This is a genomic window from Micromonospora chokoriensis, assembly GCF_900091505.1.
Lineage (GTDB): Bacteria > Actinomycetota > Actinomycetes > Mycobacteriales > Micromonosporaceae > Micromonospora > Micromonospora chokoriensis.
Map to the genome: position 1 here is coordinate 3,865,658 of NZ_LT607409.1, position 21,657 is coordinate 3,887,314.

Consider the following 21,657-nt stretch of genomic DNA (forward strand, 5'->3'; position numbering starts at 1 on the left):
CAATGAAGAGAAGACGGATACTCGCCACGGTTGCCATGCTCGCGGTCGGGACCGGCCTCGTCGCCTGCTCCTCAGACGAGGGCGGAAGTGACGCGAGCAACTGCACGAACACCATCCCGAAGAAGGAACTGCCGGTCGTGACGATGTGGGGTTGGTACCCCAACACCCAGCTCGTCGTCGACAACTTCAACAAGCAGAACACCGAGGTGCAGGTCTGCTGGACCAACGTCGGGCAGGGCGGTGACGAGTACGACAAGTTCCAGACCGCCATCTCGGCGGGCACCGGAGCGCCCGACGTGATCATGGTCGAGGCGGACCGGATCCCGACCTTCCAGATCCAGGGCGCGCTCGTCGACATCAAGAAGTACGGCTACGACGCGGTCAAGGCCAACTACAGCGAGGGTGCCTGGAAGGACGTGTCGGTCGGCGACGCGGTCTACGGCGTCCCGGTCGACGGTGGGCCGATGGGCATGATCTACCGCAAGGACATCTTCGAGAAGTACAAGATCACCCCGCCGAAGACCTGGGCCGAGTACGAGCAGACCGCGCAGAAGGTCAAGGACGCCGGTGGCCCGCTGTTCGGCGACCTCGGCGCGAACGTCCCGGCGGTCCTGATGGCGCTCCAGATCCAGAAGGGCGCCACACCCTTCACCTTCGATCCGGCGCAGCCGAAGTCGATCGGTGTGAAGCTCAACGACCAGGCGTCCAAGGACGTGCTGGACTACTGGGGTGGCCTCGCCAAGAAGGGCCTGGTCGGGACGCAGGACCAGTTCACCCCGGAGTACATCTCCGGCGTGATCAACGGTAACTACGCGACGTACATCTCGGCGGCGTGGGCGCCCGGCTACCTGACCGGCGCGGGCGTCGGCAAGGGCCAGGACACCGGCAAGTTCGCGGTGGCGCCGCTGCCGCAGTGGGACGCGGCCAACCCGGTGCAGGTGAACTGGGGCGGGTCGGCGTTCTCGGTGACCAAGCAGTCCAAGAAGCCGGAGCTGGCGGCGAAGGCCGCCTACGGGCTCTACGCCGACAAGGAGTCGCTCACCGACGGCTGGACCAACCAGATCATCTTCCCGCTCAACCTCACGGCCCTCAAGGACCCCGCGTTCATCGACCTGAAGGTGCCGTTCTTCGACGGCCAGCAGGCGAACAAGGAGGTCTACGTTCCGGCCGCCGACGCCTACAAGGGCGTCGCGTACGCCCCCTTCGGCCAGTACTACCTCGACGCGATGACGAAGCAGGTCAGCGAGGTCATCAAGGGCTCCATCACCGGATCGCAGGCCGCGGACCGGATCCAGGAGGACGTGGCGAAGTACGCCAAGGAACAAGGCTTCACCGTTCAGTGACCGGACGGGTGGGCCGCACCGTCAGCGGACGGGCGGCCCACCCTCGACCCCTCGGCGTCCACGTCCCGGAGACCACAATGACACTCCTGACCGAGAAGCGCGCACCGGGTGCTCGCAACGAGGCACGCACGATCCGTGGCAAGGTACACCTCCGCGAGCACCTGATGGGCTGGCTCTTCGTCGGACCGTTCGGGATCGTCTTCCTGGCGTTCCTCATCGCGCCGCTCGCGTACGCGTTGTATCTCAGCCTCTTCCAGAAGAAGCTGATCGGCGGCACCAGCTTCGTCCTCTTCGACAACTACGTGAAGGCGTTCACCGACCCGAGCTTCCTGTCCGGGGCATGGTTCGTCATCCGCTTCTCGCTCGTCTCCATCCCGGTCCAGATCGTCCTCGCGCTCGCGATGGCGCTCATCCTGGACGCGGTGACCACGCTGTTCGCTCGCTTCTCCCGCCTGATGATCTTCCTGCCGTACGCGATTCCGACGGTCATCGGCGCCGTGATGTGGGGGTTCCTCTACAGCAAGGGCTTCGGCCCGCTCACCGACATCTTCGGGCTGTTCGGCGCCACCGCACCGGACTTTCTGAGCAGTGATCTGATCTTCTACGGCCTGCTCAACGTCGTCACCTGGCAGTGGGCCGGCTATTACATGATCATCCTGTACGCGGCGTTGCAGGGCGTCGATCCCACGCTCTACGAGGCCGCCCGGATGGACGGCGCCGGGCGGTGGCAGATCGCGACGCGGATCAAGATCCCGCTGATCGCGCCCGCACTGATCCTGATCCTGGTCTTCTCGCTCATCGGCACCCTGCAGTTCTTCAACGAACCGCAGATCCTGCGCTACCTCGCCGCGGGCACGATCGGGACCGACTTCACCCCCAACATGTACGCGTACCAGCAGGCGTTCTCGCTGGCCAACTTCAACTACGGGTCGGCGATCTCGTTCGCGCTCGGCGGCATCGTCTTCATCTGCGTGTACGCCTTCCTGTTCTTCACCCGCAAGCGGAGGAGTTTCCTGTAGATGGCCGCCCCCACGAGCGCCCGCGCCGGATCCCGCCGGCCGCAGCGCTACCTCCCCATGCAGATCCTCCTCGGCTTCCTGGTGATCTATTTCCTCGTGCCGTTCTGGTGGGTCATCGTCAACAGCTCCAAGGACGCGGCCGGCCTGTTCGGCGGCGACAACACCCTGTGGTTCACCGACCAGGTCGACTACCTCGGCAACCTGAAGCAGTTGTTCACCCACGACGGGGGCATCTACCTCAGGTGGATCCTCAACTCCACGCTGTACGCCATCGCGGGTGGCGTGGGCGCCACGGTCCTGGCGGTGATGGCGGGCTACGGGTTCGCCAAGTACCGTTTCGCCGCCCGGCGGTTCAGCTTCGCGGTCGTGCTCGGCGCGTTGATGGTCCCCGCCACCGCCCTGGTCATCCCGACCTTCATCATGTTCTCCCGGCTCGGCCTGACGAACACGGTCTGGGCGGTGATCCTCCCGTCGCTGCTCAACCCGTTCGGCGTCTACCTGATGCACGTGTACGCGCGCGACGCGGTGCCCGACGAACTCCTGGACGCGGCCCGGGTGGACGGTGCGGGGGAGGTGCGGACGTTCCTCCAGATCGCCCTTCCGATGATGCGGCCCGCGGTGGTCACCGTGCTGCTCCTGTCCGCGGTGGCGTCCTGGAACAACTACTTCCTGCCCCTGGCGATGCTCTCCGACAACCGGCTCTTCCCCGTCACCGTCGGTCTCGGCCTCTGGCAGGGCATCGCGTCGGCGAACAACGCGGGAGGCACCTCGCTGTGGAGCCTCATCATCCTGGGTTCGCTCGTGTCAGTGATTCCGCTGATCATCGCGTTCTTCAGCCTGCAACGACACTGGCGCGGCGGATTGTCCGTCGGGAGCCTCCGGTAGGCCGGACCGGTGTCACCAGCCACCGCACCACCCGCTCACGGATCGCCGCGAACCGCCGCGGCGCGCACTGATGACAGAGGAGTCTGCTGATGTCGACGACGAATCGGCCGCTGCGCAGCGCGCAGTGGTTCGGTGCGGAGGGCCGCAACGGTTTCATCCACCGGTCCTGGATGCGCAACCAGGGGTTCGCGGACGATGTCTTCGACGGTCGTCCGGTGATCGGCATCGCCACCACCTGGTCGGAGCTCACCCCCTGCAACGCCCACCTGCGGGACCTGGCCGAGTCGGTGAAGCGGGGGGTGTGGGAGAGCGGCGGTTTGCCGCTGGAGTTCCCGGCGATGAGCCTGGGTGAACCCCTCATGCGGCCCACCACCATGCTCTACCGCAACCTGTTGGCGATGGAGCTGGAGGAGTCGGTCCGGGCCAACCCGCTCGACGCGGTGGTCCTGCTCTCCGGCTGCGACAAGACCACCCCCGGCCTGTTGATGGGGGCGGCGAGCGTCGACCTGCCGACCCTGATGCTGACCGGTGGTCCGATGCTCAACGGCAAGTTCCGGGGTCAGGACATCGGCTCGGGCACCGTGGTATGGCGCTTCACCGAGGAGATGCGGGCGGGTCGGATGAGCGCGGCCGACTGCGCGGAGGCGGAGGTCGGCATGTCCCGCAGTCGAGGGCACTGCATGACCATGGGGACCGCCTCCACGATGGCCTGTGTGACGGAGGCGCTGGGCGTGCAGCTCCCGGGGGCCGCCGCCGTGCCGGCTGTCGACTCCCGGCGGTACGCCCTCGCCCACGCCGCCGGACGCCGGATCGTCGCCATGGTCGAGCAGGACCAGCGGTTGTCCACGGTGCTCACCAGGCAGGCGTTCGAGAACGCGGTCCGGGTCAACGCCGCGATCGGCGGTTCGACGAACGCTGTCGTCCACCTGCTCGCGGTTGCCGGACGCCTCGGTGTCCCGCTGTCGCTGGAGGACTTCGACGCCCTCACCGCCGACGTGCCCATGCTGGTCAACCTCATGCCCTCCGGGACGTACCTCATGGAGGACTTCGCCTACGCGGGCGGCGTCCCGGCGGTGATGGCGGAGATCGCCCCGCTGCTGCACATGGACCACGTCACCGTCAGCGGGAAGAGCGTGGCCGACAACGTCGACGGCGTGCAGTGCTGGAACCGGGACGTCATCGCCACCATGGCCGAGCCGTTCCAACCCGCCGGCTCCGGCACCGTCGTGCTGCGCGGGTCGCTCGCGCCGTCCGGGGCCGTGCTGAAGGTCTCCGCGGCCTCCGCCCACCTGCTCAGCCACACCGGGCCCGCGCTCGTCTTCGACCGGATCGAGGAGTACGTCGTCGCGGCCGACGACCCGGACCTCGACGTCACCCCCGACACGGTGATCGTGGTGCGCAACGCCGGGCCACGGGGATACCCCGGGTTCCCGGAGGTGGGCAACGTGCCGATGCCACGACGGCTGCTCGCCGACGGCATCACGGACATGGTGCGGATCTCCGACGCCCGGATGAGCGGCACCGGGTACGGCACCTGTGTCCTGCACGTGGCACCGGAGGCGTCGGTGGGCGGTCCGCTCGCGTTGGTGCGTACCGGCGACCTGATCCGTGTCGACGTGGCGACGCGATCCCTGGACCTGCTGGTCGACGACGCGGAGCTCGCCCAGCGCCGTGCCGCCTGGCAACCACCACCGCCGGTCGCCGACCGGGGTTGGGTACGGCTGTACAGCGAGCACGTCCTCCAGGCCGACCAGGGCGCCGACCTGGACTTCCTGGTCGGCGGCAGCGGCAGTGACGTGCCCCGGCACTCGCACTGACCACGCCGCGACGCACGAAAGCCTGTCTCATCAGGCCGGCTGGTTCTGCGGAAACAGGCCTTGGGCGGCGAGGAACCGATCGCGGGGAAGAGGGACGGCCCGCCGGGGGCGAGGTCCCCGCGATCGGGCTCTTCAGGAGGAGATCGCGCGCGCCCACGGCACGAGGAGGCGTTCGAGGCCGGCCATCAGATAGAACAGCAGCGCGCCCATGAGCGCGAGCAGGATCAGCGCCGCGAACGCGAGCGGAGTGTCCGCCGACTGGCCGGAACTGGCGATCACCGCGCCGAGCCCGGCCTGAGGGTTGATCACTTCGCCGATGATCGCGCCGATGATGGCGAGTGAGGTCGCCACCTTCAGACCGACGAAGATCTGCGGCAGGGCCCACGGAAGTCGAACCTTGAGGAAGGTCTGCCACCACGAGGCGGAGAGGGAGCGGGCCAGCTCACCGAGGTCGTTCGGTGTCGAGGTCAGGCCCGCCATGGTCGAGATCAGGATCGGGAAGAAGCAGAGCAGGACCACCATCACGATCTTGGCCTCGTAACCGAAGCCGATCCAGACCAGGAGCAGCGGCGCGAGCGCCACCTTCGGCACCGCGTTGATGCCGGCGATCATCGGTAGGACCATCCGCTCGACGGTCCGCGAGGCGGCGAGCAGGACGGCGAGCAGCAGCCCGCCCACCGCCGCGATCCCGAATCCGATGATCGTCTCCAGGAAGGTGATCCAGGTCTGCCGGGCCAGGTGACCGGGGAGCCGCAGGAACGCGTCGACCACGTCCGGGGGCGCCGGCAGGAAGAACGGTTCGATGTCGAAGGCCCAGGTGGACAACCACCAGAGCCCGGTCGCGGCCACCGCGCCCAGGGCCGGCAGCCCGACGGTGTGCCAGCGTCGTGATGACCGGGAGTCGTCGGTCACGACTTCTTGACGAAGGTCGGGTCCACGACGGCCGCCGGCGCCAGGCCCGACGGAATCAGGTTGGCGCGTTCGAGGACGGCGATGGTCTGGGCCACCCGCGACTCGTCCAGGAACCCGATCGGGGCTCCGTCGGCGGGACGGACGTGCGGGGTCATCGCCTCGATCTCGCCCTTGCCCGCAGCCACCGTGTAGGTGGGCTTCGCCTTGTTGAGGATCGTCGCCGCCTCGTCGGGGTGCTCGATGCTGTACGCCAGGCCCTTGAGCGCGGCCTTGGTGAACCGCTGCACGAGGTCGGGGTCCTTGCTGATGAGCGACGGGGTGGTGATGATCGCGTTGCCGAACAGGTCCGGCAGGTAGTCGCTGTACGGCAGGACCACGACGTCCTTGCGGGCGGCGGTCTGCAGGGCGCCCCGGCTGAGCAGGAACGTGCCCAGGGCGTCGACCCGCCGGCTCGCCATGAGGCCGTTGAGTGCGGTGGGTTGCACGCCCTCGATCTTCACCGTCGCCGGGTCGAGCCCGGCCAGCCGCGCGTACGCCGGGAAGAGCAACTCCGTCACGGAGCCGCTGCCGGTCGCGATCGTCTTGCCCCGGAGGTCCTTCGGGGTGGTGATGGTGGTGTCCTTCGTCGTCATCACCGAGATCAGCGTCTGCTGGTGCACGGCGGCGACCGCCCGCCAGTCGGTGAACTCGCCCTTGCCCGCCTGGATGACGGCACCGGTGAAGTCGAGAGCACCGAACTGCACCTGCCCCGACTTGAGCGCCGTCAGGTTCTGCTGGTTGCCGGCGCCCTCCTTGATGTCGACCTCGATGCCGACCTCGGCGAAGTAGCCCTTCTCCCTCGCCACCCAGGCGAAGGCGTCCCGGCCCACCGCACCGAACGCGGTGATGTAGGCGACCTTGTCGACCTCACCGCCGGGCGGGTCGCCGCCGCTGTCACCGGTGTCGCCGCAGCCACCGGCGGCGAGAGCCACGGCCAGCCAGGCCGCCACGATCGTGGGGATGCGCTTACCCATGCGGTGCCTCCAGCCTCCGGCTCGCGACGCTCGGCCCAACCCTGTCGGGGGGATCAGCGGAACGACGTGAGCTCGGCATCGATAGACGATTTTAGTTCAGGTGGGTAGTGTCCGTCTGTCCCGAGCCGGCAAGAGGTTGCCGGGCAATGATTCCTGGTCGTCCACAGTGGAAATAGATGGCATAGGCATGATCACCGATATGCTGGCGCTGGCCGGCTCCGCTTCGTGACCGCCGCGCGCTCGTCCGAGCGCACCCGTACGACCCCGCTCTCGGGGCTCACCGAGGAGCGCGATGCCTGACTCTCCGGTTCCCTCCGCCCGTGCCCGCGCCGTGGTCCGTGGCGCCTACGACACGCACGTGCACGTGGCCCCCGACGTGATGGCCCGACGCATCGACGACGTCGATCTGGCGCACCGCTGCGCCGAGATCGGGCTCGCCGGTTTCGTCCTCAAGTCCCACTACGTGCCGACCGCCGAGCGGGCAGCGGTGGTCCGCAAGGTGGTGCCCGGCGTCGACGTCCTCGGCGCCGTCACCCTCAACGGCGCGATGGGCGGCATCAACCCGGTCGCGGTCGAGGTCGCCGCGCGCCAGGGTGCCCGGATCGTCTGGATGCCGACCGTGGACTCCGGGAACCAGCGGCGTAGCACCGCCACCGACCTGCCGGGCGCCACCCCGGCGATGTGGGGCGCCTTCCAATCCGACCTGCGCAGCCAGGGCATCGTGCCGGATCCGGTCGAGGTCGTCGACGGCGAGGGGCGGGTCCTCGACCGCGTACGTCAGGTGCTGCGGGTGATCGCCCGGCACGACATCACGCTCGCCACCGGCCACCTGAGCGGCGCCGAGATCGCCGCCGTGGTCCGGGCCGCGACGCAGGAGGGGGTACGCCGGATCGTGGTCACCCATCCCGAGTTCACCTCGCAGCGACTGACGCCCGCGCGGCAGCGCGAGCTGGCCGAGGCGGGCGCCCTGTTGGAGCGCTGCTTCACGACCCCGCACTCGGGCAAGGTCGACTGGGCGGACCTGTTCGCGACCGTCCGGTCGGTGGGTGTGGCGCACTCCGTCCTCTCCAGCGACCTGGGGCAGCCGTTCAACCCGCCGGTGGAGGACGGTCTGGCGCTCTTCGCCGACCGCCTCTTCGACGCCGGCTTCTCCGACGAGGAGGTCCACGTCATGGCGGTGGTCAACTCGCGCCGTCTGGTGACGCCGGCCGGAACGACGCCGGCATGAGCGGGCGACGGATGCTGGTGGTGGGCGCCCACTCGGCCGACTTCGTCTGGCGGGCCGCCGGAACCATCGCCACGCACACCCGGGCCGGCGGCGAGGCCGTCGTGGTGGCGCTCTCCTACGGCGAGCGAGGCGAGTCCGGCGAGCTGTGGAAGGACCCGCAGCAGACGGTGGAGAACGTCAAACGACTGCGGCACGCCGAGGCGGAGCGGTCCGCCGCCGCGGTCGGCGCCCGGTTCGAGGCGTTCGACCTGGGCGACTACCCGCTGCGGATCCGGGACGAGGACATCGACCGGCTGGCGACGCTGATGCGCGAGTACGCGCCACACGTGGTGCTCACCCACCCCGAGCGCGACCCGTTCAACCCGGACCACCCGACGGCGCACGCCGCGGTGGCGACCGCCCGGCAGCTCACCGCGGGCGCCGGAGTGTCCAGCGGCTTCCGGACCGCCCCGCCCTCGGAGTTCCTGGCCTTCGAACCCCACCAGCCTGAACTCTGCGGCTTCGTCCCCACCGTGTTCGTCGACATCACCGAGGCGATGCCCGCCAAGCGGGAGGCGATGGCGGCGATGACGGCTCAGGGCTACCTGCGTGAGTACTACACCCAGCGTGCCGACCATCGGGGCAACCACGCCCGCCGGGTGACCGGTGACGCGGCCATCCGGCAGGCGGAGGCGTTCCAACGGTTGATCCCGAACGTCGTGGTGGCGCTGTGACCTCCGCTCACGACGCGGCGGACGTCGACCCCACGGTGATCGGGACACTGGCCGCTGCCGGGGTGGCGACCGTCTACGAGGCCGCCGGTCGGCGGGGCCTGATCGACGTGGACCTCGTGCAGGTGGTGCCGGGTTCCCGGGTCGCCGGCGTCGCCCGGACCGTCGTCTGCGGTCAGGGTGACAACCGGGCGGTGCACGAGGCCATGACGCTCGTCCGCCCCGGCGAGGTGCTCGTGCTCACCATGCCCGAGCCGGCCCCCGTCGCGCTGATCGGCGAGCTGCTGGCCACCCAGGCCAGGGTCGCCGGGGCGGCCGGCGTGCTGGTCGACGCCGCGGTGCGCGACGTGGACGACCTCCGGACGCTCGGCCTGCCGGTCTGGGCCCGCTGGTGTCGGGTACGCGGAGCCACCAAACGCGAGCGGGGTTCGCTCGACGTGCCGGTGTCGGTGGGCGGCGCGACGGTCGGGCCGGGGGACATCATGGTGCTCGACGCCGACGGGGCCGTGGTGGTGCGCCGGACGAGCGCCGACGCCGTGGCCGCCGCGACGAGGAGCCGGACGGCCAGGGAGACGGGACTGCGGGCCCGGCTGGAAGCCGGCGAGTTCAGTTACGACCTGCACGGGATGCGGACGGAGGACGAGCCCCGCGGGCGGTAGGACCGGGCGGACCGCCCGACCCCACCGCCCGACCTGGTCAGCCCAGGTACTTCTCCCACGGGCCGGTGATGGCCAGGGTGAGGCCCGGGTCCTGCATGTTGACGAAGAGCACCTGGCCGTCGGCGCTGAAGGTCGGCCCGCAGAACTCCGAGTCGTTGAGCATGTTGCGGGCGATCGCGTACGTCGGGCCGCCCGGGATCGTGCTGAGCACGTGCGAGGCACCCTTGCCGTCCTCGGCGAGGACCAGGCTTCCCCACGGCGTGACGGTCACGTTGTCCGGGCCGTCGAAGGTGATGTCGGTGTACTTGACCGGCGTCCCCTCCTCGGAGGAGGTCTGGTGCGGGAAGTACGTCACCAGCTGGATGGTCTGGTCCTTGAAGTTGTAGAACCAGACCATGCCGTCGTGCGGCGCCGCGTCGGACGGCAGGTCACCCTCGTCCCAGGCGAAGGAGTTGACCACGTACACGCCCTCGTCGGTGCTCCACACACCCTCGAACTTGCGTCCGCGGGTGACCTGGCCGTCGGTGAACTGCTCGCGTACCGACGTGTGCCGCGCGTCGCGGTCCGGCACCTCGATCCACCGGACCGGGAAGGGCCGGCCCAACTGGGCGGAGGTCAGGTAGGCGACGTCCGGCAGCACCGTACCGTCGTCCATGATGATCTGCATGGCGGCGAGGACGCCCGCGTTCGGCGCGAGGCGGGTCAGCACACCGGGGCCGACCTTGACGCCGCGCGGCGCCGACCAGCGGTAGAAGAGGCCGTTGGGCTCGTCGGCGTCCTCGGACAGGTAGATGTGGGTGCGGTCCTTGTCGATCGCCAGGGCCTCGTGGGAGTAGCGGCCCAGGCACTTGATCGGTCGCGGGTCCGCGCTGCCGTCGGCCCAGACCTCGAAGACGTAGCCGTGGTCCTTCTGGTACGTGCCGGTCCGGCCGCCCTCTTCCCACTGGTCGCCGGCGCGGTCCTCGGTCTCCTCGCAGGTCAGCCAGGTCCCCCAGGGGGTCGGTCCGCCGGCGCAGTTGGAGATGGTGCCGGAGAGGGCGACGAACTCACCCAGGTTACGGCCCGCCCGGTCCGTCTTGATCACGGTGCAACCGCCGGCGTCGACGGCGCCCGGGTCGTACACCGTCCCCTTGACGTGCGGCACGCCGAACTCGGCACCCGGGTCGATCTCGTGGTTCTGGATGAGGGTGTAACGGCCGTGGCCGGCGTCGTAGACGGCCATGCCGTCGTGGTCGGCCGGGGTCATGCCCTGGCCGCGGTCCAGCCGGGTGACGCCGGTCCGGGTGACCACCGTGTAGCTGAAGCCCTCGGGCAGGGCGAGGATTCCCTTCGGGTCGTCCACGAGCGGCGGGAACGGCACGTGGCCGGACTTCACCGGCGGGTGCGGGCGGCCCGGGCTGGCCTGCGCCAGCGACGGCAGACCGCCGGCGACGGCGAGGCCCACACCGGCGGCGGCACCACCGGCGAGGAAGGTACGACGAGAGGAAGGCACGTGATCAGCTCCTGGTCGGGACAAGTGCGACGAGTCGGAGCCAACCCGGGCGGACGAACAGCAACACGTCGTCGACGGAATCGGTCGGTGACATCGGGGTGAAGAAACAGGGCCGCCCGCGACCCGACGTTTCCCGTGCGCACGGTGGGTAATCAGCCGCGCCCACCCAGTCCGTACGGGGGTGCACACCCCTCACGCGAAGGAGCCGATGGCCGTGTCAGATCAGAACATCACTGTTGTCCTCGTGCACGGCGCGTTCGCCGAATCGGCGAGCTGGAACGGTGTGATCGAGCGGCTGGGCGCCGGCTACTCCGTGGTGTCCGCCGCCAACCCGCTGCGCAGCGTCGCCGGAGACGCCGCCTACGTCCGGGACGTGGTGCGGGGGGTCGGCGGACCGGTAGTGCTCGCCGGCCACTCGTACGGTGGCATGGTCATCACCGAGGCCGCAGCGGGCGAGCCGATGGTGCGTGGACTGGTCTACGTCAACGCGTTCGCCGCCGACACGGGTGAGTCGGCGATGACGCTGTCCGCCAAGTTCCCCGGCAGCACGCTCGCCGACACCCTGGTCTCCTACCCGGTGGCGACCGGTGGGAACGAGGTGGCCATCGCGCAGGACGCCTTCCACCAACAGTTCGTCGCGGACGTCTCCGAGGACACCGCGGCGTTGATGGCGCGGACCCAGCGGCCGATCACCGAGCAGGCGCTCGGCGGGGCGCTCCCGACCTCCGAGCCGCCGTGGAAGTCGTTGCCCAGCTGGTTCGTCTTCGGCGACGCGGACCGCAACATCCCGGTCGCCGCGCACCGCTTCATGGCCGAACGCGCCGGTGCCCGGGGCACCCGCGAGGTCGCCGGAGCCTCCCACGCGATGACGATGTCCCAGCCCGGCGAGGTCGCCGAGTCCATCATCGAGGCGGTACGGGGCGTCGGGGCCGGATAGCGGTGGTCGGCGGACCGGCCGCAGGAGTACCGGCTGATCGGGCAGCCCGGTTCCGCCGCGACGGCGATCACCGAAGACGGGTCCGTCATCGGCACGATGGACGATCTGCCCTACCGGTGGACACCGGAGGGCACCGGGATCGCGCTGGCGGTGCCCGACGGTCTCCCGTACGCCGCGGTGGAGGCGGCACGCGGTGCGTGGGCGGTCGGAAGGGCTCCCGGTGAGCGGCAGGGCTCGACCGTGCGGATGCTCCCGGTGCGGTGGAACGTCACCACAGGGGTGGTCAGCCTGCTGCCGTTCCCGAGTGTCAGCGCGGTCGCCGGCAACGGCGAGGTGCTGGTCGACGACGGCGCGCCGCTGCTCGTCGCCCCGGACGGCACGTCCCGCCGGCTGCCGGGCAGACCCGAGGTCCGGGCGACCCAGGCCGGCACCTACTCGGCCAGTGGGATCAGCGACGACGCGATGACCGTGGTGGGCGCCGTCTACGAGAACGAGAGGTACCGGCCCCTGGTGTGGCGCTGCCGCCGCTAGGTGCTCTGTGTCGGGTGGGGAAGGACGGTGCCCGCCGACCCACGGGTCGGCGGGCACCCCGGCTCAGAGGGTGAACACGAGCGTGGAGATGCTGCGCGCGCCCACGTTGATGGTGGCCTGTCCTCCGTTGACGCTTGTCGGTTGGCTGGCCGCGTTGGCGTTCTGCGAGGTGAGGTAGTGCTCGGCCCGCGTGACGTTCTGCGGGGCCTGGACGACGGCGTTGTTGACCGCGCTGTTCGAGCGGTTGAGGATGACCAGAGTGATCTTCCCGTCGCCCTGGTAGGCGGTGACCTCCAGCGGGGAGGCCTTGGAACTCTTCGTCAGGGCGACCCGCTGGTAGCCGGGGCGGACGTACTTGGAGTACTGGGAGAAGGCGTACCCGCGCTTGAGCGGTGCCCCCGCGACGGTGCCGTACGCGGACTCGCCGTCACCGATGAAGGAGTAGTAACGCTTGCCGTACCACCAGATGTAGGCGCTCCAGTTGGCCTCCATCGACTTGTGCACGGTGCGCATGATGTCGTCGAGGGTCTCGTTCCAGACCGCCGTGTTGGCCGGGTTGCCCCAGATGTTGGAGCCTCCGCCGTCGGCGGCGTGCAGGTTCCACTCGGTCATCCACACCGGCTTGTTGTGCTGCTGGGCGAGGTTGTAGGGCCGTAGCCGGCCGGCGTCCTCGGTGCCGTACAGGTGCCCGCCGATGTAGCCGATGTTGTTGCGGGCGGTCGAGTCGTTGAGGGTCGGGTCGGTGAAGTTGTAGTTCAGGTTCACCGCCTCGGCGACCATCAGCTTGGTGTTCTGCACCTTCGTGCCCTGGTCGCGGACGAACGTGCGCAGCTCGGTGCCGCTCCAGTCCATCGAGTCGTAGTCCGGGTGCCAGTCCGGCTCGTTCTGCACCGAGGTCACGTCGATGGTCACACCCTGGCCGCGCATGTACTGCACGTAGCTGTTCAGGTGGTTGGCGTAGTCGTCGTAGTAGTCGGTCCGCAGCTTCCCGCCGTTGACCCGGCTGTTGTTGGTCTTCCACGCCGCCGGTGCGGTCCACGGCGACGCGAGGATCTTCACGTTCGAACCAGCGGACTTCGCCGTCTTCAACGAGTTCACGTGCGTCGCCCACTCGCTCGACACCGGCGACAGACCGGTCCGCACGATGGACAGACCCAACTGGTTGGCACCCATTCCGACCAGGGTCTGCGTCTCGGCCGTCGACCACGCGCTGCCCCAGATGGACTGCGCGGCCCCGAACCCGTCGACGGTCTGGTACCGGGTCGCGCTGTTCACCGTGATGTCCGCCGGCCCGTTCGGCGGCGGTGTCGTCGGCGGGGGAGTCGTCGGCGGGGGTGTGGTCGGCGCCGTGTCGCCGGTGCAGGCCACCCCGTTCAACGCGAAGCTCGTCGGAGCGGGGTTGCTGCCGCTCCACGAGCCGTTGAAGCCGAACGAGACCGTCGCGTTGGTCGCGATGCCCCCGTTGTAGGCGACGTTCCTCGCGGTCACCGCAGCGCCGCTCTGGGTCACCGTCGCGTTCCATGCCTGGGTCACCGTCTGACCCGCACCGTAGGACCAGGTCAGCGTCCAGCTCGACACCGCGTCGCCGAGGTTGGTGATGGCCACGTTGGCCCCGAAGCCGTCCTGCCACTGCGACGACACACCGTAGTTCACCGAACAACCGGCGGCTGCCGCCCCGGCCGGCGGGGCCAGGGCGACCGCCGTCGATGCCAGCAGGACGGCGCCGGCCGACACCAGGACGGCATTGGTCCTTCTTGGTCTTCTCATGAAGCTCCTCCTGAACGGTGGTGGTGTCCACGCCTTCGGAGGGCTCGCCGTCCCGGCAAGATTCCATCGCTCATCGGACATATTGGGAGCGCTCCCAGCCTGGCGGTTGCCAGGAAGGTAGTTCATCCAATGATCATTGTCAATGCCTTGGCTCTCTGGGTGGGGCGCTCGGCTGCGCCGTCGCGCAGATCGCCGCCGACCGCCAGCCGGCGACGGTCCACGTGAGACGCACACCCCCGTATGCCACGGCCCAGCCGGGCACTGCGTACGTCAGGCCGTGGTCCGCCCGGCCGACGATCGGCATCGCTGTCGCGATGTCCCTGATCGTCGCGGCACGCAGGCGCGGTCGGCTCACGCGGGCAGGGGAGGGTGCTCCCTCGCGGGAGGGAGCGTCGGGTCTCAGACGAGCGGCCCCGAGTCCCGGCCCCGGTCGGTGCCGGTCGTCCCGGCGGCCCGGTCGTGGGCTCGACTCAGGATCGTCTCCGCCTCCCGGCGGGCGGCGGCCACGAGCTCCTCGGATTCGCGCTTCGCCTCGGCGCGGTGGTCGTCGGCCTGCTCCTCGGCGAGCCTGAGGATCTGCTCCACCCGGGGGGCCAGCCCGCTGAGGGTGGGCCGTTCGTAGAGCTCTCGCCGTGCGTCGCCCGAGGCGTCCGTGCTCGCGCGGTTCCCGTCGCGGTCCACCGTGCCCTGGGCGACCAGGTCGGGCGCGCTGTCGCCGATCAGGGAGAGGCCGACTCCGAGCGCGGCCACCGCGACCCCGGACCACAGCGCGGCCGTCCCCAGAGACGGCCCGACGGCCGCGCCGACGCCCAGTCCGACGATGAGGGCTGCTGTCTTGGCTGGTTTTCGCATGGGACGTCCTCAGGGTTGCCGAAGGCGGGGTTCTCGGGTCCAGCATGCGAAGCCGGGTCAACCCACTGTTGCACGACACGTCGGCGTCGACGCCCTCGGCGGGGTGGGCCGCAGGTGGTGGGGCCTCCGCGGTCGTGCGGCGGGTCCGAGTCACCCGGCTGGCTGCGCGGCCGGTGGCAGGACGCTGCGTACCGCGACGCAGGGGTCCGTCGCCGGCGCGGCGGCGTGGATCGCCTCGGCGGCGTGGGATGCGAAGTCGCGGAAGGCGTCGCGCTGATCCTCGGGCCGTCCACCCAGCACGTGGTCCTCGGCGTGGGTGACCCGCCGCTCGGCCTCGAAGAGCGCCACACGTCCGCGGTCGGTGGCCACGATCCGGCGGGCGCGCCGATCCTGGGGGTCACGCTTGCGTTCGATGAGACCGGCGTTCTCCAGGTCGTCGATGACGTACGTCAGGACGGTGCGGTCGATGGCCAGGCGGGTCGCCAGGGCGCCCTGCGTGGGCACGTGCTCGTGGAGGTGTCGGCCGAGCCGCGGTTCCGAGCCGCCTGGAATGCGTGGGCGGACACTTACGTTGTGAGGCATACGATCTGCTGGACAGATCATAGTCTACGCAACATGACCACGGAGATGCTGACGCGATGCCTGATTACGGTCACGAAATCCTGTTCGGGACGTTCCTGACCCCCAGTGCCCAGGACCCCGACCACGTGGTGGCGCTCGCCGAGCTGACCGAGGCGGCCGGCCTGGACCTCACCACCTTCCAGGACCACCCGTACAACGCCGACTACCTCGACACCTGGACCCTGCTGAGCTGGGTCGCCGCCCGGACGGAACGGTTGCGGATCTCGGGAAACGTTCTCAGCCTTCCGCTGCGCCCGCCGGCCGTCCTGGCCAGGGCCGCCGCGAGCCTGGACCGGTTGTCCCACGGCCGGTTCGAGCTGGGCCTCGGCGCGGGCGCGTTCTGGGACGGCGTCGAGGGCATGGGCGCTCGCCGGCTGACGGCCGGGCAGGGCGTCGAGGCGTTGCGCGAAGCGATCGACGTCCTGCGCGGGGTCTGGGACGACGCCGCACCCGGGCCGCTGCGCCACGAGGGGACGTACTACCCGATCCCCGGCATGCGGCGCGGCCCCGCGCCGGCCCACGACATCGACATCTGGCTCGGCGCGTACCAGCCGAAGATGCTGGCGTTGACCGGGCAGAAGGCGAACGGCTGGCTGCCGACGCTGGAGTACCTGCGGTCCCCGGACCGGGTGACGGCCAACCGACTCATCGACGAGGCGGCGGTCGCGGCGGGACGCGACCCGCGGCAGATCCGGCGGCTCCTCAACCTCTTCACCGTCGACGTCTCGGCACGCAGTCGCGGTTTCCTCCAGGGGCCACCGGAGCAGTGGGTCGAGCAACTCCTCCCGCTGGTCGTCGAGGAGGGATTCAGCACCTTCCTGGTCGGCCGCGACGACCCGCGACTGATCCAGACCCTCGGGCAGGAGATCGCTCCGGCGCTACGCGAGGCGGTCGCCAGGGAGCGCGCGGCGACCGTGCCGGACGCCGGCCGGCCCGCCGCGGTCGTCGCCCGGTCCGAGCGCCGTCCGGGACTGGACCGCCAGGCGCTGCCGGCGTCGCTGGCCGCCCGGACCGTCGAGCCGGGCGACCGGGAGTACGAGGGTGTCCGCCACACCTACAGCTACCAGGGGGCGCCGGCCCTGGTGATCCGTCCGCAGAGCGCCGCCGAGGTCGCCGAGGCCGTGTCGTACGCGCGGACGCAGGACGTGCCCCTGTCGGTGCGCAGTGGCGGGCACGGCATCAGCGGCAGGTCGACGAACGACGGCGGAATCGTCATCGACATGTCGAGGATGAACAGCGTCGAGGTGCTCGACCGGGCGAGTCGTCGGATCCGGTTGGAGCCGGGTGCCCGGTGGGGGCAGGTGGCGCAGGCGCTCGCCCCGTACGGCCTGGCGATGAGCTCGGGTGACTACGGTGACGTGGGTGTCGGTGGTCTCGCCACCACCGCGGGCGTCGGATACCTGGCGCGCAAGTACGGTCTGACCATCGACCACGTCGTCGCCGCCGAGATCGTCACCGCGGACGGTCGCCTGCTCCGCGTGGACGACGAGCATCACCCCGACCTGTTCTGGGCCATCCGTGGCGCCGGCGGCAACGTCGGAGTCGTCACCGCCCTCGAACTGGAGGCGTACGAGGTCGACAAGGTGGTCTTCGCTCAGCTCGTCGCCGACGCGACCGACACCGCGCAGCTGCTCCGCCGCTGGGGTCGACTCGTCGAGGACGCGCCCCGGGAGCTGACGAGCTTCCTGTCCCTCTTCCCGGGCCGTCGGGGCGATCCGCCGATGGCCCAGGTCACCCTGGTCTACGCCGGTGACGACGTCGAGGCGGCCCAGTCCGCCCTGAGCCCGTTCCTGGAGATCGGACCGATCCTCGATCAACAGGCGCAGCTCGTGCCGTACCCGGCGATCGTCGCCCCGCCGGGCAACCAACATCGAGGTCAGGGACTGCGCGACACCCGCAGCGGCCTGTCGCACCACATCACCCCGGAGGTGGCGGACCTGATGGCCCATATGATCAATTCCGGCGACGTGATGATCATGCAGGTCCGGTCCGTCGGCGCGGCGGTCAACGACGTGGCACGCGACGCGACCGCGTACCCGCACCGGGACCAGAACTTCTCGGTGCTCGCCGCCACTGTCGAGGACCGCAGGCCCCAGCTCGACAAGCTGTGGGCCGAGCTGTACCCGCACCTCGACGGCCTGTATCTCAGCTTCGAGTCCGACACCGACCCGGCGCGACTGCTGGACGCCTGGCCCGAGCCCACCCTGAGTCGACTGCGCGCCGTCAAGGCCACCTACGACCCGGACAACGTCTTCAACCGCAACTTCCCGATCCCCCCGGCCGGCTAGAGGATGCCCGACAGGTAGTCCCGACGTCGCTGCGGTGCGAACTTCTCGGTCGCGTACCGCAGCATGACCCGGGGCATGACGCGGTAGCGGCGGAGCAGGAACTCATCCTCCGCCGCCGCCCGGTCCCGGTTGCCCACCTCGCGCAACGACCTCAGCCGCTCCTCGTGCACCTCACCGTGCAACAGGTCCGTCGTCTCCACCAGCGAGAGGTCGCGCCAGTACCGGGCGGGAACCCGACGCTGGTCCGGCACGGCGACGCCGATGGCCCGGTCGCCCTGGCCGTAGCCGTCGGGGACCATCTGCAGGAATCGACTCGACGCCTCGGCGCGACGTGGGTCGGCGAGGCTGGCGAGATCTCGACGGACGTCGACGCTCGTGCCCATGACGTGCACGCTGCTGCGACCGGCGGTGGTCACGGTGCCGCTCCCGCGGCTCCCCGCCCTCGGTCGCCACGTCGGACAGCGCACCCCCAGCAGAGTGTCAACGGCCGGGTCGCGGGTAGGAGTCCGTGTCAGGCCGAGGCACAGCCAGAGGATTGGACTTCGACGATGCGGCCAACCATGAGTCCCGCCGAGGCGTTGGCCGAGTTGGGCCGGGTCAGACTGGACGAGGCGAGCCTCGACGACACGCTTCGTCACGTCGCCGAACTCGCCAAGCGCAGCATCAGCGGCGCTCGGGAGGTGTCGGTCACCCTGGTCCGGGGCGAGACGGGTTGGACCGCGGCCTCCACCGGAGACCTGGCCCGCGAACTGGACGAGTGGCAGTACACGCAGCACCGGGGCCCGTGCCTCGACGCCTCCGCCAGCGGTGACACCATCTCCCTGCCGGACCTGGCAGCCGAGCAGCGCTGGCCGGAATGGGCCGGTGTGGCCCGTGCCGCCGGAGTGGGGAGTTCGCTGTCGATCGGGCTGCCGATCCAGAGGTCGGTGGTCGGCGGGCTCAACGTCTACGGCGGCGCGGCGAACGCCTTCGTGCCGTCCTCGATCGCGGCGGCGGAGGACTTCGCCACCTACGCGGCGGTGGCCCTGGCCAACGCCCAGCTGTACGAGGACGCCGCAACCCTGGCAGAGCAGATGCGGGAGGCGATGCGCAGCCGGGCGGTGATCGAACAGGCCAAAGGGATCATCATGGGGGACCGGCGGTGCTCGCCGGAGGAGGCGTTCGCCCTGCTGTCGAAGGTCTCCCAGGACACCAACCGGAAGGTACGCGACGTCGCGGCGGCTCTCGTCGAGCAGGCGGTCCGGGGCGAGCGCCGGTGAGCAGGGGCCTGGTCGAGGACGCCGTGGGCCGCCCGCACGGTGCGGGCGGCCCTTCGACACGTCCCTGGGTCAGCTCGCCGAGGGCCTGCGCATCGCGTCGCGTACCCGGTCGATGACCGCCAGCGCGGGACCGGCGGCCAGGTTGGCCTTCGCCGACTGGGCGCTCGGGTGTGGGCGGGTCGGCGCGGACGCCTCCGCCGTCCGCACGGAAGGGGCGAGGCTGCGCAGCCGCTCCGCCGGAACGTGCTGACGGAGCTGGGGGAACTCGTAGCGCTCCTCGTGACGTGCGTGCGTCAACACGGCGTCGCGTAGCAGGATGATGCCGGTGTCGAAGCCGTCGGCGTCCACGCCGCCGGAGATCAGTGCCTGCAACGTCTCCTTCGCCTGCCGCTCCTCGTCGAGGCGGTCGTCCACCATCGCGTCGCCGCCCCCGCCGGGCAGTGTCCGGGCGAGGGGGTGGACGACCTCCTCCTCGGCGGTCTCGTGCGCGGCGAGGAGCTTGACCAACTCGTCGAACGAATCCCGACGGGTGTCGCCGGTGCCGCCGATGACCAGCAGGAAGAGCTGTTCGATCTGCGCGTGCTGGGCCAGCAGCAGGTCGACCACGTCCTCCTCGGCGCCCGGCGTGGTCGGGGCGTCGGTGTCAGGCATGGCTGCCGCCCGCGGACCGCAGCGCCTCGACCGGGTGCGGCCCCTCGGTCTCGATGCGGTACTCGTCGCCGAAGCGTTCCCGGTGCAGGTCGATGACCTGCTCGCTCGGCGGCTTCTGGCCGTCGTGCAGTTGTTGCTGCATCCACTCGAAGCGCTCGTGCGCCTCCCGGACATAGCCCTCGCCGAGCTTCGTCACGTCCATCTGGGTGCCGAGCAGGTGCCGCAGGTAGTCCTTGTTGGGTTCGAAGGTCAGCGGCTCCGGCAGACCGGCGCTGCCGACGACCTCCTCCGGTTCCCGGCCGTCGTGCTGGCGCAGCAGGTCGGCGGCCTGCTGGAGGTGAGCCAGCTCCATCTGCAGGTGCAGCTCCCAGATCGCCTTGATCCGGGGGTCGCTCTCCTGTTCAAGGAAGGAGTAGTAGAGCCAGCACTCGTTGTACTCGTGGGTGAGCAGCCGCTCCCACCAGTTCTCGCCCGGGTCCAGCAGGGACTCGTAGTGGGTGACGTGCTCCTGCTCGATCAGGCTGATCTCCTGGTAGAGCTGGCGCGCGATCGGTTCCATGTACTGCGGCCCGACGTTCATGTAGTAGAACATCACCTGCTGCTCGGCCGAGAGGATCGTCAACGCGTGCAGCTTGGAGCGCGGGTCCACCGAGTTGCGGTCGTACGGGGTGCGTACCTCGTCGAAGGGGTGCCGGTGCTCCTGGACGGTCGGACGGCCGGCATCACCTCGGTGAGACCGTCGACGATCTTCTCCGCCTTGCGTCGCTCGACCATCTCGTAGAGGTTGGCGTAGCGGTACAGGTGGTCGAAGTCCTCCAGCACGCCGAACTCGTACGCCTGCTTGAGGTAGGGGTCCGGTTCGTGTCGGGCCACCCAGGCGGTGAGGTCCACCGCCACCTGCTCGTAGCCGAGCGTCGTCTCCAGCACGCTGGCGACGCCGGGAAGCAGCCAGTTCACCACCCGCTGTTGCTGGCTCTCCACGTAGCGCACGTAGGCGAGTTGTCGGCGGACCTCCTGGTCCGGGCAGTTGCGGGCGAACTGGTGCTGGAAGTTGATCGCCTCGACCTCGATGCCGTTCATCGTGATGATCCGGCACCGGGTGTACGGGTCGACCGCCTCCGGGTCGATCGGTTCGACGTTCAGTTCACGCCAGTTGCGGATCTGGCTCTCGAGTGGGATTCCTTTGTGGTCCAGTGGATTGAACACGTCTCTCCTCTGACGGGGGGATGGGCCGTTCGCCGGCAGGGCTTGACGGGTCGTCCAGCGCGAGGTGCCGGATCACCCCGGCCACGCCGAGAACACGGCGAACGAACGGTGAAGGATCGTGAAGCGTCAGCCGGCCTCCGGCCCGCTCGGCCAGATGCCTGGCCCTGAGCAGGGCGCTGACGCCGTGGGCGCCGAAGAAGCGGACCGCCGACAGGTCGATCGCGATCAGGGGCGTGGGGGTGCGGCAGAGGAAATCCACCAGCTCGGTGAGCAGGTGGGCGTTGCTCATGTCGATGTCACCGACGACGCTGACCCTGCTCAGTGAGCCGTCGCGGTCCCACGTCAGGGACATGATCGGCCTGCTGGGATCGGCCTGGGGGCCGGATCGTGGCGGCCGCAGAAGAGGGCCCTGAGCTGTCATGCGCTGCCTCCGCCCTCGATGAGGGTGGCCTGCCCGCCTCGAATGC

22 protein-coding genes are annotated in these 21,657 nt (G+C 69.9%); 11 read left to right on the forward strand and 11 right to left on the reverse strand.

What is annotated here, in order from left to right; genetic code table 11:
* Positions 1-2: 2 nt before the first annotated feature.
* The 4 genes from GA0070612_RS17955 (at position 3) to GA0070612_RS17970 (ending at position 5,064) form a co-directional block, all read left to right on the forward strand.
* Positions 3-1,343, forward strand: a complete 1,341-nt coding sequence (locus tag GA0070612_RS17955; RefSeq protein ID WP_088988951.1) for an ABC transporter substrate-binding protein — start codon at positions 3-5, stop codon at positions 1,341-1,343.
* Between the two features lie 77 nt (positions 1,344-1,420).
* On the forward strand, positions 1,421-2,362 hold the full coding sequence (locus GA0070612_RS17960) for a carbohydrate ABC transporter permease (protein WP_088991582.1): 942 nt from the start codon (positions 1,421-1,423) through the stop codon (positions 2,360-2,362).
* On the forward strand, positions 2,363-3,247 hold the full coding sequence (locus tag GA0070612_RS17965) for a carbohydrate ABC transporter permease (protein ID WP_088988952.1): 885 nt from the start codon (positions 2,363-2,365) through the stop codon (positions 3,245-3,247).
* An 89-nt stretch (positions 3,248-3,336) separates the two neighbouring features.
* Positions 3,337-5,064, forward strand: a complete 1,728-nt coding sequence (locus GA0070612_RS17970) for an IlvD/Edd family dehydratase (RefSeq protein WP_088988953.1) — start codon at positions 3,337-3,339, stop codon at positions 5,062-5,064.
* A 132-nt stretch (positions 5,065-5,196) separates the two neighbouring features.
* Here the strand turns inward: GA0070612_RS17970 and GA0070612_RS17975 are convergent, their stop codons facing one another.
* Complete coding sequence (locus GA0070612_RS17975) at positions 5,197-5,976, reverse strand: ABC transporter permease (RefSeq protein ID WP_088988954.1); 780 nt, start codon at positions 5,974-5,976, stop codon at positions 5,197-5,199.
* Positions 5,973-6,989 carry an ABC transporter substrate-binding protein gene (locus GA0070612_RS17980; protein ID WP_088988955.1) on the reverse strand — a complete coding sequence of 339 codons (1,017 nt, stop codon included), beginning with the start codon at positions 6,987-6,989 and terminating at the stop codon, positions 5,973-5,975. Before GA0070612_RS17980 ends, GA0070612_RS17975 begins: the two co-directional genes overlap by 4 nt.
* A gap of 292 nt (positions 6,990-7,281) precedes the next feature.
* Between GA0070612_RS17980 and GA0070612_RS17985 the strand changes: the two genes are divergently transcribed.
* From GA0070612_RS17985 to GA0070612_RS17995, 3 genes are read left to right on the forward strand one after another with little or no spacing between them, the layout of a single operon-like run.
* The gene (locus tag GA0070612_RS17985) at positions 7,282-8,217 is read left to right on the forward strand and encodes a DUF6282 family protein (RefSeq protein ID WP_088988956.1); all 936 of its coding nucleotides are present in this window, start codon (positions 7,282-7,284) and stop codon (positions 8,215-8,217) included.
* Positions 8,214-8,930 carry a PIG-L deacetylase family protein gene (locus GA0070612_RS17990; protein WP_088988957.1) on the forward strand — a complete coding sequence of 239 codons (717 nt, stop codon included), beginning with the start codon at positions 8,214-8,216 and terminating at the stop codon, positions 8,928-8,930. Before GA0070612_RS17985 ends, GA0070612_RS17990 begins: the two co-directional genes overlap by 4 nt.
* Positions 8,927-9,586: an RraA family protein gene (locus GA0070612_RS17995; RefSeq protein ID WP_197699174.1), complete on the forward strand. Its 660-nt coding sequence runs from the start codon at positions 8,927-8,929 to the stop codon at positions 9,584-9,586. The genes GA0070612_RS17990 and GA0070612_RS17995 overlap by 4 nt, the downstream gene beginning before the upstream one ends.
* A gap of 37 nt (positions 9,587-9,623) precedes the next feature.
* Here GA0070612_RS17995 and GA0070612_RS18000 read toward each other — a convergent pair whose 3' ends face one another.
* On the reverse strand, positions 9,624-11,078 hold the full coding sequence (locus GA0070612_RS18000; protein WP_088988958.1) for an alkaline phosphatase PhoX: 1,455 nt from the start codon (positions 11,076-11,078) through the stop codon (positions 9,624-9,626).
* 208 nt (positions 11,079-11,286) lie between these two features.
* Between GA0070612_RS18000 and GA0070612_RS18005 the strand changes: the two genes are divergently transcribed.
* A complete protein-coding gene (locus GA0070612_RS18005; RefSeq protein WP_088988959.1) occupies positions 11,287-12,015 on the forward strand; it encodes an alpha/beta fold hydrolase in 729 nt (242 codons plus the stop codon).
* Between the two features lie 96 nt (positions 12,016-12,111).
* Entirely contained in the window at positions 12,112-12,546 is a 435-nt protein-coding gene (locus GA0070612_RS18010; RefSeq protein WP_088988960.1) for a hypothetical protein, read from the forward strand.
* 63 nt (positions 12,547-12,609) lie between these two features.
* On the opposite strand, the gene GA0070612_RS18015 is transcribed toward GA0070612_RS18010, so the two are convergent.
* The 3 genes from GA0070612_RS18015 to GA0070612_RS18025 all read right to left on the reverse strand — a co-directional run bounded on the left by GA0070612_RS18015 (position 12,610) and on the right by GA0070612_RS18025 (position 15,669).
* Positions 12,610-14,313 (reverse strand): cellulose binding domain-containing protein, encoded by a 1,704-nt coding sequence (locus GA0070612_RS18015; RefSeq protein ID WP_088988961.1) that lies wholly within the window; start codon positions 14,311-14,313, stop codon positions 12,610-12,612.
* Positions 14,314-14,712: 399 nt separating this feature from the next.
* The gene (locus tag GA0070612_RS33065) at positions 14,713-15,165 is read right to left on the reverse strand and encodes a DivIVA domain-containing protein (RefSeq protein ID WP_088988962.1); all 453 of its coding nucleotides are present in this window, start codon (positions 15,163-15,165) and stop codon (positions 14,713-14,715) included.
* Positions 15,166-15,315: 150 nt separating this feature from the next.
* Positions 15,316-15,669, reverse strand: a complete 354-nt coding sequence (locus GA0070612_RS18025; protein WP_231924233.1) for a MarR family winged helix-turn-helix transcriptional regulator — start codon at positions 15,667-15,669, stop codon at positions 15,316-15,318.
* A 134-nt stretch (positions 15,670-15,803) separates the two neighbouring features.
* Between GA0070612_RS18025 and GA0070612_RS18030 the strand changes: the two genes are divergently transcribed.
* Complete coding sequence (locus GA0070612_RS18030; protein ID WP_088988964.1) at positions 15,804-18,074, forward strand: LLM class flavin-dependent oxidoreductase; 2,271 nt, start codon at positions 15,804-15,806, stop codon at positions 18,072-18,074.
* Here the strand turns inward: GA0070612_RS18030 and GA0070612_RS18035 are convergent.
* Positions 18,071-18,490, reverse strand: coding sequence for a DNA alkylation repair protein (locus GA0070612_RS18035; protein ID WP_231924234.1), 420 nt, complete (start codon positions 18,488-18,490; stop codon positions 18,071-18,073). The genes GA0070612_RS18030 and GA0070612_RS18035 overlap by 4 nt on opposite strands.
* A 144-nt stretch (positions 18,491-18,634) precedes the next feature.
* Between GA0070612_RS18035 and GA0070612_RS18040 the strand changes: the two genes are divergently transcribed.
* Positions 18,635-19,333, forward strand: coding sequence for a GAF and ANTAR domain-containing protein (locus GA0070612_RS18040; protein ID WP_197699175.1), 699 nt, complete (start codon positions 18,635-18,637; stop codon positions 19,331-19,333).
* Between the two features lie 69 nt (positions 19,334-19,402).
* On the opposite strand, the gene GA0070612_RS18045 is transcribed toward GA0070612_RS18040, so the two are convergent.
* The 4 genes from GA0070612_RS18045 to GA0070612_RS18055 are packed head-to-tail and all read right to left on the reverse strand — an operon-like array spanning position 19,403 to position 21,542.
* Entirely contained in the window at positions 19,403-19,984 is a 582-nt protein-coding gene (locus tag GA0070612_RS18045; RefSeq protein WP_088988966.1) for a hemerythrin domain-containing protein, read from the reverse strand.
* Positions 19,977-20,606, reverse strand: a complete 630-nt coding sequence (locus GA0070612_RS32540) for a hypothetical protein (protein WP_231924235.1) — start codon at positions 20,604-20,606, stop codon at positions 19,977-19,979. The genes GA0070612_RS18045 and GA0070612_RS32540 overlap by 8 nt, the downstream gene beginning before the upstream one ends.
* On the reverse strand, positions 20,603-21,190 hold the full coding sequence (locus tag GA0070612_RS32545) for a hypothetical protein (protein WP_231924236.1): 588 nt from the start codon (positions 21,188-21,190) through the stop codon (positions 20,603-20,605). Before GA0070612_RS32545 ends, GA0070612_RS32540 begins: the two co-directional genes overlap by 4 nt.
* On the reverse strand, positions 21,129-21,542 hold the full coding sequence (locus GA0070612_RS18055; RefSeq protein ID WP_157742530.1) for an STAS domain-containing protein: 414 nt from the start codon (positions 21,540-21,542) through the stop codon (positions 21,129-21,131). The genes GA0070612_RS32545 and GA0070612_RS18055 overlap by 62 nt, the downstream gene beginning before the upstream one ends.
* Between the last annotated feature and the right edge of the window lie 115 nt (positions 21,543-21,657).

Coding starts and splice junctions, on each gene's coding strand:
- GA0070612_RS17965 (WP_088988952.1), top strand. CDS start 2,363: ATGGCCGCCCCCACGAGCGCCCGCGCCGGATCCCGCCGGCCGCAGCGC.
- GA0070612_RS18010 (WP_088988960.1), top strand. CDS start 12,112: ATGGACGATCTGCCCTACCGGTGGACACCGGAGGGCACCGGGATCGCG.
- GA0070612_RS33065 (WP_088988962.1), bottom strand. CDS start 15,165: ATGCGAAAACCAGCCAAGACAGCAGCCCTCATCGTCGGACTGGGCGTC.
- GA0070612_RS17960 (WP_088991582.1), top strand. CDS start 1,421: ATGACACTCCTGACCGAGAAGCGCGCACCGGGTGCTCGCAACGAGGCA.
- GA0070612_RS17955 (WP_088988951.1), top strand. CDS start 3: ATGAAGAGAAGACGGATACTCGCCACGGTTGCCATGCTCGCGGTCGGG.
- GA0070612_RS18040 (WP_197699175.1), top strand. CDS start 18,635: ATGAGTCCCGCCGAGGCGTTGGCCGAGTTGGGCCGGGTCAGACTGGAC.
- GA0070612_RS17970 (WP_088988953.1), top strand. CDS start 3,337: ATGTCGACGACGAATCGGCCGCTGCGCAGCGCGCAGTGGTTCGGTGCG.
- GA0070612_RS17990 (WP_088988957.1), top strand. CDS start 8,214: ATGAGCGGGCGACGGATGCTGGTGGTGGGCGCCCACTCGGCCGACTTC.
- GA0070612_RS18055 (WP_157742530.1), bottom strand. CDS start 21,542: ATGTCCCTGACGTGGGACCGCGACGGCTCACTGAGCAGGGTCAGCGTC.
- GA0070612_RS18015 (WP_088988961.1), bottom strand. CDS start 14,313: ATGAGAAGACCAAGAAGGACCAATGCCGTCCTGGTGTCGGCCGGCGCC.
- GA0070612_RS18005 (WP_088988959.1), top strand. CDS start 11,287: ATGGCCGTGTCAGATCAGAACATCACTGTTGTCCTCGTGCACGGCGCG.
- GA0070612_RS17980 (WP_088988955.1), bottom strand. CDS start 6,989: ATGGGTAAGCGCATCCCCACGATCGTGGCGGCCTGGCTGGCCGTGGCT.
- GA0070612_RS17985 (WP_088988956.1), top strand. CDS start 7,282: ATGCCTGACTCTCCGGTTCCCTCCGCCCGTGCCCGCGCCGTGGTCCGT.
- GA0070612_RS18045 (WP_088988966.1), bottom strand. CDS start 19,984: ATGCCTGACACCGACGCCCCGACCACGCCGGGCGCCGAGGAGGACGTG.
- GA0070612_RS18030 (WP_088988964.1), top strand. CDS start 15,804: ATGCCTGATTACGGTCACGAAATCCTGTTCGGGACGTTCCTGACCCCC.